This window comes from Polaromonas sp. P3_B4 (assembly GCF_056402835.1).
The window spans coordinates 161,082-176,502 of the sequence record NZ_JBFUGQ010000001.1 but is presented as its reverse complement, the minus strand read 5'-3'; the positions used below and the strand labels follow the sequence as shown (position 1 = coordinate 176,502).

The following is a 15,421-nucleotide window of genomic DNA, read 5'->3' as shown; positions in this document are numbered from 1 at the left end:
TCGATGCCGTTTTTCATTGCCCCATGACCAACGCTGCCGCCCCCACCCTTGCCGATACCGCCAACACAGCCCCTGAGGCCGTGAAAGTCGCCACACCGGGGCTGGACGGCCTGGCCAAGTCCTTCGAGCCGGCCGCCATTGAAAGCCGCTGGGGCCCCGAATGGGAGCAAAGCGGCCAGTACGAGCCCACGCTGGACGCTGCCAAGCCTTCTTTTTCCATCCAGCTGCCACCGCCCAACGTGACGGGCACGCTGCACATGGGCCATGCCTTCAACCAGACCATCATGGATTCGCTCACGCGTTACCACCGCATGCGCGGCCACAACACGCTGTGGGTGCCCGGCACCGACCACGCCGGCATCGCCACGCAGATCGTGGTGGAACGCAAGCTGCAGGCTGAAGGCCAAAGCCGCCACGACCTGGGCCGCAAAAATTTCGTCGCGAAAGTGTGGGAGTGGAAGGAAGAGTCCGGCACCACCATTACCCGCCAGATGCGCCGCATGGGCGACTCGGTGGCCTGGAAGCACGAGTACTTCACCATGGATCCGAAGATGTCGACGGTGGTGACCTCGACCTTTGTGCAGCTTTACAAGCAAGGCCTGATCTACCGCGGCAAGCGCCTGGTGAACTGGGACCCGATCCTCAAGTCCGCCGTGTCCGACCTGGAAGTCGAAAACGAAGAGCGCGACAGTTTCATGTGGCACATCGAGTACCCCTTCAGCGACGGCCCGCAGAAAGCCGCTGACGGCTCGCCGCTGCGCGGCATGCACATAGCCACCACACGGCCCGAAACCATGCTGGCCGACGGCGCGCTGGCTGTGCACCCGGATGACGAACGCTACAAACACCTGGTCGGCAAGATGGTCGACCTGCCGCTGTGCGACCGTAAGATTCCGGTGATCACCGATGACTATGTCGACCCCGAATTTGGCAGCGGCGTGGTGAAGATCACCGGCGCGCACGACTTCAACGACTACCAGGTCGCCCTGCGCCACAACCTGCCGCTGATCACCATCTTCACGCTGGACGCGAAGATCAACGAGAACGGCCCGGCACAATACCAGGGCCTGGACCGTTATGACTGCCGCAAGGCCGTGCTGAAAGACCTGGAAGCCCAAGGCTTCCTCGAAAAAGCCGTGCCGCACAAAAACATGGTGCCGGTGTGCGCGCGCACCGGCGCAGTGGTCGAACCCATGCTGACCGACCAGTGGTTTGTGGCGCTCAGCAAGGTGAGTGAACAGGACCCGACCGGAAAATCCATTTCGCAAAAGGCGCGCGATGCGGTGGCCAGCGGCGACGTGAAGTTCGTGCCTGAGCAATGGGTCAACACCTACAACCAGTGGATGAACAACATCCAGGACTGGTGCATCTCGCGCCAGCTCTGGTGGGGCCACCAGATCCCGGCCTGGTACGACGAAGACGGCAAGGTTTACGTCGCTGAAAACGAGGCAGCAGCACAGGCCCAGGCGCCCGGTAAAAAACTCACGCGCGATGAAGATGTACTCGACACCTGGTACTCATCGGCGCTCGTTCCTTTTTCTTCATTGGGCTGGCCTGAGAAGACGAAAGAGCTCGATCTCTTTCTGCCATCAAGCGTGCTGGTCACCGGCTACGACATCATCTTCTTCTGGGTCGCCCGGATGATCATGATGACCACGCACTTCACCGGTCAGGTGCCGTTCAAACACGTGTACATCCACGGCCTGGTGAAAGACGCGCAGGGCAAGAAGATGAGCAAGTCCGAAGGCAATGTGCTGGACCCGGTCGATTTGATCGACGGCATCGAGCTCGCACCCCTGCTCGAAAAACGCTCGCAAGGCCTGCGCAAGCCCGAGACGGCGCCGCAGGTGCGCAAGAACACCGAAAAGGAATTCCCCGCCGGCATTCCGGGCTACGGCGCCGATGCGCTGCGTTTTACATTCGCCTCGCTTGCCAGCCTGGGACGCAGCATCAACTTCGACAGCAAACGCTGCGAGGGTTATCGCAACTTCTGCAACAAGCTCTGGAACGCAACGCGCTTCACGCTGATGAACTGCGAAGGCCAGGACTGCGGGCTGGAAGAGCACACCAAAGAGCAATGCGCGCCCGGCGGAGAGTTCCACAACTACCTGAGCTTCTCGCAGGCCGACCGCTGGATTTCGTCGACCATGCAGCGCGTGGAAGCCGACGTGGCCAAAGGCTTTGCCGACTACCGCCTCGACAACGTTGCCGGCAGCATCTACCAGTTTGTCTGGGACGAGTTCTGCGACTGGTACCTCGAGATCGCCAAGGTGCAGATACAGACCGGCACCGATGCGCAAAAGCGCGCCACACGCCGCACACTGATCCGCACACTCGAAGCCATCCTGCGCCTGGCGCATCCGGTGATTCCGTTCATCACCGAAGAGCTGTGGCAGACCGTGGCTCCCGTCGCCGGCAAAACGGGCAAGTTCATCGGCGTCGCGCCTTATCCGCAAAGCCAGCCCGAGAAAATTGACGTGGTAGCGGAAGCGCATGTCACCAAACTCAAGACGCTCGTGGATGCCTGCCGCAACCTGCGCGGCGAAATGAAGGTGTCTCCGGCTACCCGCATGCCGCTTTATGTGCTGGGCGACACCGCCTTCATGCAGGGCGTCGCCCCGGTACTCAAGGCACTGGCCAAGCTGAGCGAAGTGAAAGTGTTCGACGACGAAGCCAGTTGGGCCGCTGCGGCGCAGTCTGCACCTGTGGCCATCGTCGGCGAAGCGCGCCTGTGCCTTTATATGGAAGTCGATCTGGCGGCGGAAAAGGTTCGCCTGCAAAAGGAAGAAACCCGCCTGGCAGGAGAAATCACCAAGTCCGAAACCAAGCTCGCCAATGAAGCCTTTGTCAACAAGGTGCCCCCGGCCGTGCTGGAGCAGGAACGCAAACGCCTGGCCGATAACCAGGCGGCCCTGGCCAAGATTCGCGAGCAACTGGCACGCCTGAAATAAGCGCCAGGCCACCGCCAGAAAAAAGCCCCGCAATGCGGGGCTTTCTTTATTGATCGGGATGCGAAGCGAGCCCTGGTAAGACCCGCGGGCTGCGTATACGCCAAGACCAGTCAACTGCAACGGTCAAAGATAGATGCCTCTTCACCAGCAGGGGCCGCGGGACTGGCTTTGCCAGACCGCAGGCGCAGCGCCCCCTCGGGGGGCAGAGAGCTACGCGAAGCGAGCGAACGTGGGGGCTTTATCTCTCCGCGGAACCGGCTTTGCCAGACCGCAGGCGCAGCGCCCCCTCGGGGGGCAGAGAGCTACACGAAGTGAGCGAACGTGGGGGCCAACATCTATCTGGTCATGAATTCGGGTTCAGACCACTGCGACGGCGGGACACTGCCCGGCGACTCCAGACCCATGGGGGTGCTGGTCAACTGGTCCATGCCGCTGTGCTGCGTGCCCAGAGCTTCATGCATACGGTGGGCTACATACCAGCTCGAGCGCAGGCGTGCCTCGCGTGTGTGGGAGCCCAGGCGCGGCGTGACAAACAGGTTCTTCAGCCCTTTGAGCGGTGAGGTGTCACCCAGGAAACTTGCTTCAGCGCCATCCAGGATGCAGGCTTCAATGCGGCCGTCGCACAGCGCAGCGGCCAATGCGCCCTCATCAAACAATTCGCTGCGGCTGATGCCGACCCACAACTGGTTGCGCTTGCAGCCCGCCAGGAGTTTGTCGTTCACGAAACCCCGGAACCGGGTGGCATACAGCATCTGCACAGACACGGCATCAGACTGGCTGACCAGCTCTGGCAAGGAAACAGGCTGTATGCGAAGGCGCTCCCAAATGGGCGCAGTGTGATGAACCGCAGGGTCGTAGCCGACAAGCCGCACGCCGAGCCCGCTCAGCATGCCGGCCAGCGTGTGCGCCGTCGGGGCCAGGCCCAGAATGCCCACGGTGCTGCCATGAAGCTCGCGCCCCATCTGCGTCGTGGGATGACGGCGTCCCATCAAGGCCGAGACAAGACCGCGGCGGTACAGCAACAGCAGGCTGCTCAAAAGGTATTCTGCGTTGGAGCGGACGTTGGCGCTGCTGGCATGCACGACCTTGATGTCGCGCTCCTTGCAGGCCTCCAGGTCGGTGTTGTCGGTTCCCACGTGCAGGCGCCCGATGGCCTTGAGCCTGGGCAGGAAATCGAGGAACTCGCGCGTGACCACAGTCTGGCGCGGAAAAACAATGCCTTTGGTTTTGTACGCGATCTTGCGCAGCGATGTCAGATCGTCGGCAAGCTCTGGATGGTAGGCGACGCCATGCCGGGTTTCAAGCCAGGCCATTGCTTCGGGCACTAACGCATCAAGAAGTAAGATGTCCACTCAGTCAATCCTTTTTCCTGCAAACTCTCGATCGCGTGCTGTGCCCACGCAGATTCGGGCATTTGTCCGACCCACGCGCTGTACCAACAACGCAACACTTTAGGCTTTTATTCGGTCAAAGTCGATGCAAAAATTTACATTAAATAAAGCTGTCTTCCCGGTTGCTGGTCTCGGTACCCGTTTTCTGCCAGCCACCAAGGCCCAACCCAAGGAAATGCTCCCTGTGGTCGACAAGCCGTTGATCCAATACGCAGTGGAAGAAGCCTACGCCGCAGGCATCCGACACATGATTTTTGTTACTGGACGCAATAAACGGGCCATCGAAGATCACTTCGATACTGCTTATGAACTAGAGAACGAACTTGAAGTAGCCCAAAAGCACGCACTGTTATCACTGGTGCGCTCTGTCCAGCCGGACGACATGAATTTTTCCTATGTGCGCCAGCCCCGTTCGCTGGGCCTCGGCCATGCCGTGCTGTGTGCCGAGCACCTGGTGGGCCAGGAGGCTTTTGCCGTGTTGCTGGCCGACGACCTGATGGTCGGCCCGAAAGGCGGCCAGCCCGTGCTGGCCCAGATGGCGGCGCAATTCGCAGAGGTCCAGCAATCCATCCTGGCGGTGCAGGAGGTCCCTCTCGATCAAACCCGCCGTTACGGCATCGTCGCCACGGAAGGCGCCAGCACCGGCCTGATGAAAGTCAAAAGGATTGTCGAAAAGCCGGCGCCTGAGGTGGCACCTTCACGCATGGGCGTGGCCGGCCGCTACATCCTGACGCCCGCGATTTTTGGGCACATCCGCAAGCAGACATCCGGCGTGGGCGGCGAGTTGCAGCTCACCGACGGGATTTCGAGCCTGCTGGGCCAGGAGAGCGTGTATGCCTTCCAGTACGAGGGCAAACGTTATGACTGCGGAAGCAAGGAAGGCTTCCTGGAAGCGACCGTAGAGTTGGCTCTGGAGCACCCAGAAGTGGGTGTGTATTTCCGGAATTACCTGGACAACCTGCAAATTGGCTGGTCGGGCCGGGAACGCCGCAAACAAGTGGCCTGATAACCACCTGTTACAGAATCAGCGCCGCTTTAAAACGTGAATAAAGTCACTACCGGCAACCTGCTGCTCGACCAGTTCGTTGCCGGTTTGTTTGGCAAATGCCTGGAAATCACGCGTAGAGCCGGCGTCGGTTGATACAACTCGAAGCAGCTGGCCGCTGAGCATTTCCGTCAGCGCTTTTTTGGCCTTCAGGATGGGCAGCGGGCAATTGAGGCCGCGGGTGTCGAGTTCTTTGTCGATGTTCATGAAAATCCTTGGGTTGCCGCGATTTTAAGCAAAGCGCAAAGCCTCTTCGCCCGGTTTTACCCGGCCTTGCCGTCGCCGTCCGGTTCCACTTTGCTCAGCACGGTAGCCCAATCCACAAACTCAGGTTCATGGCCGCGCGTACGCAGCCAGTCAGCCAGCGCGTAGCCCGTGCCCGCAGGCCAGCATTTGAGCTTGTCCAGGTCGTAGAGCCGGTAGTCCACCAGTTCTGGCGACAGGCTGACATCCCCCGTGCAGACGGCGTGGTAGGCAATGATGATCTGGTTCATGCGCTGGAAGTCATAGACGCCAATCAAATCAAGCGAGGTGGTGTCCAGGCTGGTTTCTTCCTTGATTTCGCGTGCTATGCCGCCTTGGGGCGTTTCCCCGGCCTCCATAAAGCCGGTGATCAGCGCGTACATTTTGCCGGGCCAGGCGGCATTGCGGGCCAGCAAAACCTGGCCGTTGTATTCGATCACTGCGGCCAGCACGGGCGTGGGGTTGTTCCAGTGGGTATAGCCACAGGCTGGGCAACGCAGGCGCGCCTTCTCGCCGCCGTCTTCCATCTGCGACACCATGGCCAGCGGCGTCGCGCAGTTGGGGCAAAACCTGAATTCGTGGGTCATGGTCAAGAAAGGAGGAGAAGGAAAGGATAAGAGGGGTTGAGGAGCGCAATTCGCTATCGTTTTAATAGCTGCTTGCGCAAGTCACATATGGGCCAAAGCCAATTTTTGGTCTCAAAAAATGGCTCAAGCCGGAAATACGCCGGTAGACAGGTAACGGTCGCCGCGGTCACACACGACAAAGACGATCACAGCGTCTTTCACGGTTTTGGCGATTTCCTGCGCGACCCAGAGCGCCCCTGCCGCCGAGATGCCGGCAAAAATGCCTTCCTCGCGCGCCAGGCGGCGGCACATGTCTTCAGCGTCAGCCTGGCTCACCAGCACCAGTTCATCGACCTGGCGGGGGTCGTAAATCTTGGGCAAATACTCTTGTGGCCATTTGCGGATGCCGGGAATGCGGGACCCTTCGCTGGGCTGGGCGCCGATGACCTTGATCGTCGGGTTTTTCTCTTTCAGATAGCGGGAAACGCCGGTAATCGTGCCGGTTGTGCCCATCGCACTGACAAAATGTGTCACCTTGCCTGACGTATCTGTCCATATTTCAGGGCCGGTGGTCTCGTAATGGATGCGCGGATTGTCCGGGTTGGCGAACTGGTCCAGCACCCGGCCTTTGCCCTCTTTTTGCATCTGGTCGGCCAGGTCGCGGGAATATTCGATACCGGCGCTTTTGGGCGTCAGGATCAATTCGGCGCCAAAAGCCTTCATGGTCTGGGCGCGTTCGATGCTCAGGTCCTCCGGCATGATCAGTACCATCTTGTAGCCCTTGATCGCCGCGGCCATGGCCAGTGCAATGCCCGTGTTCCCGGAAGTAGCTTCAATCAATGTATCGCCGGGTTTGATGTCGCCGCGCTCTTCCGCGCGCTTGATCATCGACAGCGCCGGGCGGTCTTTCACGGAACCGGCCGGGTTGTTGCCTTCGAGCTTTCCCAGGATGACATTGCCGCGGGCGGCGTTTTCGGCGGCGTAAATGCGTTGCAGCGCGACCAGAGGCGTTTTGCCAATCGCGTCTTCAATGGTTGGATAGTTCATGGCCACACTGTGCCATAATTTGAGGCTTCGCTCCTCGCGGCCCGGGTGGTGAAATTGGTAGACGCAGGGGACTCAAAATCCCCCGCCGCAAGGCGTGCCGGTTCGATTCCGGCCCCGGGCACCACATCCCGAAAAGCCGGACGGTTTCAAACCGATCCGGCTTTTTCTTTTGTCGCCGCTGCGAACACAAATGCACCCGGCACTGGTGAATACGACTACTAAGCCGACGCCAGCCGCCAGAATTTGAAGACCAGCACGCGCCGGTCGTTGGGGCAAATTCGCGATTCAGACCTTCCGACGTTGTTGAATTGCACTGAAGTCTGACCCGAGTTTTCCATCGAATATTGACCCACACTCTTTGTGAGCAGAAGGTGCTCACGATGTGGATAAGTTCTTGGTTTTCTCCTTTTTGGGCTGAATCTGTATGGATCTGCCTCAAAGTGCGCCGCTGTTTCCGCGATTTTGTTGCCTCGATGACTAGCCAGGTGGCCAGCTTCTCGGCGTAGTGATAGCGCTTGCTGGCGCTGGCCCGCCTTGGGTACTTGGGCTCGCTCTCTTCCGACCGCAGGTGCTTCTTTATTGTGTTGCGAGCCAGGCCTGTACGCCTTGAGATCTCGCGAATGGACATCTGATCCCGCAATGCCCAACGCCTGATGACATTCAATGTCGCCACGTCTATCACTCCTAATTTCTCCTGCTTTTAAAACAAGCAGGGTAGTGCCTACGTGGGTCAGTTTTGGATGGAAATTACTGCGCTAAGTGGGTCAGATTTCGATGGAATTCAACACCTCAAATTTCAATTTACGCAAGGTAGTCTCTTTTAATTTTCATAAAAAGATTTCGACTTTCGCAGTAAGAGCTTCGTCATCGCTCCCTCAAACTCTCACTACCCGCCCTCTGAATCGGGCTCAGCAAATACTCAATCACCCGCCGCTGCCCGGTCTTGATCTCTGCGGTCAGGTTCATGCCGGGGACGAGCTGAATCATCTTTCCGTCTATGTCGATCTGCTTGGTTTTTAGGGCCAGCGTGACGGGGAAAATTGCGCCGCGCTTTTCGTCGTTGACGGCGTCGGCTGTGACGCGGTCTACGCTTGCTTGCACGGTGCCGTAGCGGGTGTAGGGAAAGGTTTCGAGCTTGATCTCGGCGCCGTTGCCTACGTTGACGAAGCCGATGTCCTTGTTTTCCAGGGTGACTTCTGCCGTGACCTGCGCGCCCTCTGGCACGATGATCATCAGCGCCTGTGCTTCGGTGACAACGCCGCCTGTGGTGTGGATGGCGAGTTGCTGCACTACGCCGGCGACGGGCGCTTTCAGCGTAGTGAGGTTTTCGCGTTGAGTGGCTTTGGCTTGTTCCTGGGTGGCTTGCTGGCGTTTGAGGTCGGCCTGGGCTTCGCGCTCATACAGCGTGCGGCGCACTTCGGCCAGGTAGGCGGCGCGGCTGTTTTCGCTTTCGCGCAGGGTGGCCTGGGTTTGCAGCAGGTTGGCGCGCTGGGTGGCCAGGTCGCGCTCCAGCTCTACGCGTTCGCGGGTTTTGTCTTGGGTGGCGTGACCGGAGATATAGCCCTGGTCTACCAGCTTCTTGAAATCCATTTCGCGCGCCTGGGCCATGGGCACGGTGGTTTCGAGTTTGGAGACCACGGCGCGCGCCGTGACGATTTCGGCCTGGCGGCGGCTGATTTCTGAAGACAGTTTGGCGAGCTTGGCCGTCACGTCGCCCCACTCGCCTTGCAGCTGCGCCTGTGCGGCGGCAGTCTCGGCTGCAGACCATTCTTTGGGAAACTCGGGCATGTATTTAGCCGGCAACCCAGTACTGGCGGGCGCAAGCTGCTGCAAATTTTGTAGCGCCTGCTGGATGGCACGGGCGCGCAGCACTTCCGACAATGCTGATTTTTGCTGATCATGCGCCGTGGTCTTGTCGGCGCTGGCGGCGGTTGGGTCCAGCTCCACCAGCGGCTGACCGGCCACCACGTGGTCGCCGTCTTTGACCAGCACCGCCTTGACCACGCTGCGCTCCAGAGGCTGGATCAGCTTGGTACGCTCGCTCACCACCACGCGCCCAGGCGCCACGGCCACGATGTCGATCTTGCCGAAGATGGACCAGACCAGCGCTATGACAAACAGCCCCATGATGAGGTAAGCCAGGCGGCGCGGCGCTGGGTGCACCGGCGTGTCTTGCAGGCTGAGTGCGGCGGGCAAGAAAGCTGCCTCGTCGCTCAAGCGGCGCGGGCCGGCGAGCTCGTCGCGATGCGCCCAGGCAGCACCAAAGATGGCGCGATAACGTGTCAGCAGTTCGATAGCGGGGTGGCGAGGCTTGGCGGGTACGGCGGCTTCCTGGGGAACTTCGGCCGGAGCTTCACCTTTGGCGGTTATGTCTTCCACGTCAGGCGCAGGTTGCTTCATCTGATGCTTCTCTCGGCTGTCAGCCGGGGCAGCTGCTTCGGCCGGTGCGGAACCCACGGCTACCGGTTTTTGATCTTCAGGACCGGTGCTCATGCCGACGCCCCTTCCATCGGTTGTTTGCCGTCCTGCATGCGCCACAGGTGCGCATACAGGCCTTGCGGTTTCTGGATCAGTGCGTCGTGCGGACCTGCTTCAACAATCTTGCCCTTGTCCATCACGATAATGCGGTGCGCGTGGCGCACGGCGCTCAGGCGGTGGGCAATGATGAGCACGGTGCGGCCTTTACAGATGTGGGCCATGTTGCGCTGGATGATGGCTTCGCTTTCGTAGTCGAGCGCGCTGGTGGCTTCGTCAAAAATCAGGATGCGCGGGTTGGTAAACAGCGCTCGCGCAATCGCGATGCGCTGGCGCTGCCCGCCGCTGAGGGAGCTGCCCTGCTCGCCCACATGCGTGTCGTAGCCTTCGGGCAGCTCGCTGATGAACTCATGCGCGCCGGCCAGTTGCGCCACACGCACCACGGCTTCAATCGGCGCAGCCGGGTCGGTGATGGCGATGTTCTCGCGCACGCTGCGGTTGAACAGCAAATTCTCTTGCAGCACCACACCGACCTGCCGGCGCAACTGCGCGGCGTCGATCAGGCTGATGTCTATGCCATCGACCAGCAGGCGGCCTCCTTCGGGGGAATAGAGGCGCTGCACCAGCTTGGTCAGCGTGCTTTTGCCGGAGCCCGAACGGCCGACGATGCCGATGATCTCGCCGGGTTTCACATCGAGGCTGATGCCGTGCAGCACCGGTGGCGCTTCGGGCCGGTAGCGGAACACCACGCCGTCGAGCGTGATGCGGCCCTTGATGGGCGGCAGCTGCGCGGCGCTGGTGGGCGGCACTTCGGTGCGGGTGTTCAGGATGTCGCCCAGGCGCGCGACGGAGATGCCGGTTTGCTGAAAGTCCGTCCATAGCTGGGCCATGCGCATGATAGGCTGGGCCACGCGCTGGGCAAACATGTTGAAGGCCACAAACTGGCCAACGGTGAGTTCGTTGTTCATCACCAGGTGCGCGCCGTACCACAGCGTGGCCGCGTTCACGAGCTTGCCGATCAGGTTGATGCCTTCATGCGCCCAGGTGGCGAGGTTTTGTGTCTTGAAGCTGGCGCTGACATACGCAGCGAGCTGATTGTCCCAGCGCTTGCCGAAGCTGGGTTCGAGTGCGCTGGCCTTGACGGTCTGGATGCCGGTGATGGTTTCGACCAGCATGGACTGGTTCTCTGCGCCGCGCGCAAATTTCACGTCCAGCCGCTGGCGCAGGATGGGTACCACGGCCAGGCTCAGGCCAAAGTACAGCGGCAGGCTGACCATGACGATCAAGGTCAGCGGCACGCTGTAGAACAGCATCACGGCGATGAAGATGACCGAGAAGAGAACGTCGAGCACCACGGTGAGCGCGTTGCCGGTGAGGAAGCTGCGGATGTTCTCCAACTCGCGCACACGCGCCACCGAGTCACCGACACGCCGGGCCTGGAAGTACGCCAGCGGCAATTGCACCAGGTGCCGGAAAAGTCGCGCGCCCAGCTCCACGTCAATGCGGCTGGTAGTGTGGCTGAACACGTAGGCACGCAAACCGTTGAGGATGCTTTCAAACAGCACCACCACCACGAGGCCGATGACCAACACATCCAGCGTGGTGAGGCCCCGGTGCACCAGCACCTTGTCCATCACGACCTGAAAGAAAAGCGGGCTGACGAGCGCGAACAGCTGCAGCATGAAGGAAATAAGCAGCACTTCGCCCAGCAGCTTGCGATATTTGACGAGGCTGGGCACAAACCAGGAGAAGTCGAACTTGGCGAGTTCACCCGCCAGCGCGGCATGGCTGGTGATGAGGATCAGCTCACCCGTCCACTGGCTTGCGAAGACTTCCACTGATTCAATCGTGGGCCTGTTCGACGGTGTGGCCGGGTCCTGAAACAGCACACGCTGGCCGTCGCACTGCGCCAGGATGACAGTGCGGACTTGCTTGCTACCGGCACTGGTGCTGCTTGCTGCGTCGTCTGCGGGCTTCAGGAAAGCGAGGGCCGGCAGCGGGACCAGCTTCAAGCGGTCGGGTTTGGATTTAGAGAGCTTGGCTTTAAGCCCAAGGTGTTTGGCCGCACGCAGCAATATGCTGGCATCAATATCGTCACTCGGGGAAACGCCGAGTTGATGGGCAAGGGTATGGGGGTCTGCGGCAACCTGGTGAAAGCGCGCCACCAGGCACAGGGCAGCGAGCGCGTTGATGGGTGGTGCTGGCTCTTCAGCCCCCGGCGCCGCTGACAGTGTGGGCGAGGCTGCTGTGGTTGCGGTTGTCACTTGGGACTCCTGCCACAGCAAAAGAATCGCTGCGGCGGCACAGGTGCGATCACGTATGTGCTTGGGGCGAGTCTTCCCCAGTCGGCTATGTTATGTGACATGTCTCAAGGCGCCCGCACGGGCCCCCTCCCTGTTATTTGTTCCAAACTGTATCGCAATACGCAGAACTTGCAGCGGCAGTTACGTTATTTTCAACGCCGGTTTGGGTACTAATTGCTTAGTCATTTCCAAACCACTGGAAATAGAGATACTTTTGAACTTTGCGTTGCAATACTTATTGGGCTAAATTTTTTCATCTCCTTTTTCATCTCCTTTTTCATCTCTTTTCAGGGCCGTTGATTCCCAAAGAATTGCGAACGCTCTGAACTGGTGCATTAGCGCCGGATTGGTTGAGTATTGAGTAATTACTGGGCTGAATGCTTGTTACTTTCCCTTCCTGATTCTTTTGACCCTGCCGCTTGTCACGCCATTTATTAACGTGCATTCTTGAACTCCGTGCAGAAATTTCTGCCGTTCAGGAGTCCGTCATGTACACCTTGCGTCAGTGGCTCTGCATCCTCCTTTCAAGCGCATTCATGTCTGCGTTAGTGCCCGGCATGCCGTGGTTGGCGACCGCGCACGCAGCCACTGTGCAGCCCCCGGCGGCACAGGCCATGATGGATGCGCTAACTCGCGCTACGACAGCAGTGGTCGGTGTCAAGGTCACGGCGATGGAAGATGCGCGCTCGGCCGAAACGCTGGGCTTGCGCCGTGCCGGCTCGGGTGTGCAAATCAACCAGGACGGGCTCATCCTCACCATCGGCTACCTGATGCTGGAGGCCGAATACATTGAGATCGTGACGCAGGACAACCGCACGTTGCCGGCGCGCGCCGTCGCCTACGACCTGGCAACCGGGTTTGGGCTGTTGCGCCCTTTGCTGCCGCTGCGTGGCGTGGGCGTAGCGGCCCTGGGCAATAGCAAAGACCTGCAGCCGGGCGAACCTCTGATGGCCGTCACCGGCCCGCAGGCCGATGAGGACGGCGACGTGAGCATGACCCGACTGGTCAGCCGGCGCGCGTTCTCCGGCAACTGGGAATACCACATCGAATCGGCGCTGTTCACCAGCCCACCCATCATGGCCAGTGGTGGCAACCACAGTGGCGCCCCGCTCTTCAACCAGAAAGGTGAGTTGATGGGCATAGGCTCGCTGCTCGTGTCCGATGCCACAGGTGAAAACCGCCGCCTGCCGGGCAATATGTTTGTGCCGGTGGATTTGCTGCGTCCCATCCTCGCGGAGCTGCAGCGTTCAGGCGCCAGCACGAAAAGCCGCAGGCCGTGGCTTGGCATCACCTCCAATGACCAGGGCGGGCGCATACAGATCCTGCGGGTCAGCAAGGAGAGTCCTGCGGACCTGGCCGGGCTGGAGGCGGGCAATGTGGTGCTGGCAGTGGACGACGCCAAGGTGGCCACGCTCGAAGCTTTTTATAAAAAGCTGTGGGACCGGCCCGCACCCGACGCGGAAGTCAGGCTGACGGTGCTGCAGGGTGCAGAAGTCAAAACCATTGTGCTCAAGGCCCAGGACAGGATGCTGACGCTCAAGAAGCCCGCCGGTATCTGATTTTTACAACAAAATAGGCTGTAGCCCAGACAGGGAAAGCGCAAGCAGCTATTTATTTAATAGCACTACAGGGCTACGTGAATTGACAGCCCGGCACCACAAGCCAGGAATGGGCACAAGCAGCGGAGCCTTCAAAAACGGTAGGCGACCTCGGTCCACATCCGCGTTGAATCTGTCGTCCTGACCAGCTCGGGTGTCTGCCCCAGGGGCGAGGCCAGATAGGCGCGAGCCCGCCACTGGTTGAGCCCCGTCCAGTCAAGGCCGACCCCCGCTCCGCTGAGCGTTGCACTGTTCGCACCTGCCACCCAGGGTCGTTGATTGACTTTCAGGTAGGCACCGTCCCAGAACGCCACCGCCTGGAGCTTGCCGCCGACAACCTGCCCCAGGTCGTAGCGCAGCTCGACGCTTGTGCGGTAACCCGTATCACCCGACAGCGCACCCACATCGTAGGCACGCACCGAATAGGGCCCGCCCACGGACATTTTTTGCGACGAATCGAGGTTGGTGTTGGCCCACTGGCCCGCCCATGAAAAATGCAGCGTGCTGTTTTGCCCCAGGCGCTGCAAGCGGGAGAAGCCCAGATTGGCCTTTGAAAACCAGCCCTGCGTCCTAGCGCTGGCCGCATCGTCCAGCTGCGCCTCGGCAGCGTCAAAAACCACCCTGCCCCGGGTCCATCCCAGGCTCCAGGTATTGATGCCGCCGGACAGCAAGGTGTCCCGCCAGTCCCCGGTCAGGCTCGACGTCCAGGAGTCGAGATGCCGGTCTGTTTTTATTCCTGCCACGTCTACACGCTCGCGCAACTGCACCGTGTCGTACTGAATCTGTCCATAGAGGTTGACCGTCTGGCTTCGCACCAGCGGATGCTTGCCCCAGAGGCTGCCGGTCTCGGCGGAACCGTGTGCGCCAAGTATCTCAAGAGACCCGCCAATTTTGTAGTCCAGCAAGGAATAGGCGGCTCCTGCGCGGGTACCCTGGCCGTTCAACAATGATTCGTAGCCCACCCGTCCGTAGCTCAGCCCCTTCCCGGAACTCAGGCCGCTCAGGCTCAGGACATCGCCATGCTTCAAGGGGTTGTTGACGTACACCGTACCGCCCAAGCGGGCTCTTCCTGTATAGCTGTTGCCGTAGCCATCCACAACCAGGCTTCCTGAAACCGCCGGGCCGGGCGTGGTATCGATACTCAGATCGGAGGTGCCCATCCCGTCGCCGGGTCTTAAGGTTGCCTGCACCACCACGCCGGGTATGTCCGACAGCAACAGCAGGGACTTGTCCAGCAGGGCCTGGTCGACTGGCTGCCCGTTTTGCAGCGGCGCTACCGTCGCCTGCAGCAGCAGGTCGTTCACGCGCGTCTGGTTGTTGACGCCGACCTTGCCGTAGCGCGCCTCGATCACCAGAAAGCGAACAACGCCCGACTGGATCACCTGCGCAGGCACCACGGCCCGGGCAAAGGTCTGGCCCCTGCTGTGGTAATACTGGCCTATGCGCCCCGCCATTTCGTCGAGCTGGTCAAGCGTCAGGCTTTTGCCTTCAGCATCGGCCACCAGTGCATGCAGCGTGGCTGTCTCAAACAGGGTGTTGCCGATGATGTTGATCGATTTGACATCCACCGTCACGGCGGGACGTGCAGGTGGCGGCGGGACATTCCCCTCATTGCTGAGAGGCGGCCTTTCTCCGCGGGGCGATGGGACGGCTTGCTGGGACGGCTGGACCTGCTGGAGGATGGTGCCGATATCAACCGGCAGCGGATCAGCCGCCTGGACCGCGAACAGGGGCGCGGCTGCCAACAGCAGCACAGCGTGCTTACCGGATACGTTGCATTTCATGGGGAAACTTTTGTGGGG

10 protein-coding genes, 1 tRNA gene and 1 pseudogene are annotated in these 15,421 nt (G+C 60.4%); 4 read left to right on the top strand and 8 right to left on the bottom strand.

Features of this window, described 5'->3' with window-relative positions; translation table 11 throughout:
* Positions 1 to 23 precede the first annotated feature (23 nt).
* On the top strand, positions 24 to 2,951 hold the full coding sequence (locus tag AC1DVV_RS00810; RefSeq protein ID WP_457279472.1) for a valine--tRNA ligase: 2,928 nt from the start codon (positions 24 to 26) through the stop codon (positions 2,949 to 2,951).
* A 335-nt stretch (positions 2,952 to 3,286) separates the two neighbouring features.
* On the opposite strand, the gene AC1DVV_RS00805 is transcribed toward AC1DVV_RS00810, so the two are convergent.
* Entirely contained in the window at positions 3,287 to 4,303 is a 1,017-nt protein-coding gene (locus AC1DVV_RS00805) for an NAD(P)-dependent oxidoreductase (RefSeq protein ID WP_457279473.1), read from the bottom strand.
* A gap of 124 nt (positions 4,304 to 4,427) precedes the next feature.
* Between AC1DVV_RS00805 and galU the strand changes: the two genes are divergently transcribed.
* Entirely contained in the window at positions 4,428 to 5,348 is a 921-nt protein-coding gene (galU, locus tag AC1DVV_RS00800; RefSeq protein WP_457279474.1) for a UTP--glucose-1-phosphate uridylyltransferase GalU, read from the top strand.
* Positions 5,349 to 5,366: 18 nt separating this feature from the next.
* Here galU and AC1DVV_RS00795 read toward each other — a convergent pair whose 3' ends face one another.
* The 3 genes from AC1DVV_RS00795 to cysM all read right to left on the bottom strand — a co-directional run bounded on the left by AC1DVV_RS00795 (position 5,367) and on the right by cysM (position 7,243).
* A complete protein-coding gene (locus AC1DVV_RS00795; protein WP_007867181.1) occupies positions 5,367 to 5,594 on the bottom strand; it encodes a sulfurtransferase TusA family protein in 228 nt (75 codons plus the stop codon).
* A gap of 56 nt (positions 5,595 to 5,650) precedes the next feature.
* Positions 5,651 to 6,217, bottom strand: coding sequence for an NUDIX hydrolase (locus AC1DVV_RS00790; protein WP_477666186.1), 567 nt, complete (start codon positions 6,215 to 6,217; stop codon positions 5,651 to 5,653).
* 123 nt (positions 6,218 to 6,340) lie between these two features.
* On the bottom strand, positions 6,341 to 7,243 hold the full coding sequence (cysM, locus tag AC1DVV_RS00785; RefSeq protein ID WP_477702444.1) for a cysteine synthase CysM: 903 nt from the start codon (positions 7,241 to 7,243) through the stop codon (positions 6,341 to 6,343).
* A 39-nt stretch (positions 7,244 to 7,282) separates the two neighbouring features.
* Between cysM and AC1DVV_RS00780 the strand changes: the two genes are divergently transcribed.
* Positions 7,283 to 7,367: transfer RNA gene (locus AC1DVV_RS00780), tRNA-Leu, on the top strand.
* Positions 7,368 to 7,646: 279 nt separating this feature from the next.
* Here the strand turns inward: AC1DVV_RS00780 and AC1DVV_RS00775 are convergent.
* From AC1DVV_RS00775 to AC1DVV_RS00765, 3 genes and pseudogenes are all read right to left on the bottom strand, one after another.
* Positions 7,647 to 7,925: pseudogene (locus tag AC1DVV_RS00775) on the bottom strand (IS21 family transposase); the annotation flags it as partial.
* Positions 7,926 to 8,107: 182 nt separating this feature from the next.
* Positions 8,108 to 9,736, bottom strand: a complete 1,629-nt coding sequence (locus AC1DVV_RS00770; RefSeq protein ID WP_477707090.1) for an HlyD family type I secretion periplasmic adaptor subunit — start codon at positions 9,734 to 9,736, stop codon at positions 8,108 to 8,110.
* On the bottom strand, positions 9,733 to 11,949 hold the full coding sequence (locus AC1DVV_RS00765) for a type I secretion system permease/ATPase (protein WP_457279801.1): 2,217 nt from the start codon (positions 11,947 to 11,949) through the stop codon (positions 9,733 to 9,735). Before AC1DVV_RS00765 ends, AC1DVV_RS00770 begins: the two co-directional genes overlap by 4 nt.
* A 608-nt stretch (positions 11,950 to 12,557) precedes the next feature.
* Here AC1DVV_RS00765 and AC1DVV_RS00760 point away from each other — a divergent pair.
* Positions 12,558 to 13,580: a S1C family serine protease gene (locus tag AC1DVV_RS00760; protein WP_457279477.1), complete on the top strand. Its 1,023-nt coding sequence runs from the start codon at positions 12,558 to 12,560 to the stop codon at positions 13,578 to 13,580.
* A 131-nt stretch (positions 13,581 to 13,711) separates the two neighbouring features.
* On the opposite strand, the gene AC1DVV_RS00755 is transcribed toward AC1DVV_RS00760, so the two are convergent.
* A complete protein-coding gene (locus AC1DVV_RS00755) occupies positions 13,712 to 15,403 on the bottom strand; it encodes a ShlB/FhaC/HecB family hemolysin secretion/activation protein (RefSeq protein ID WP_457279478.1) in 1,692 nt (563 codons plus the stop codon).
* Between the last annotated feature and the right edge of the window lie 18 nt (positions 15,404 to 15,421).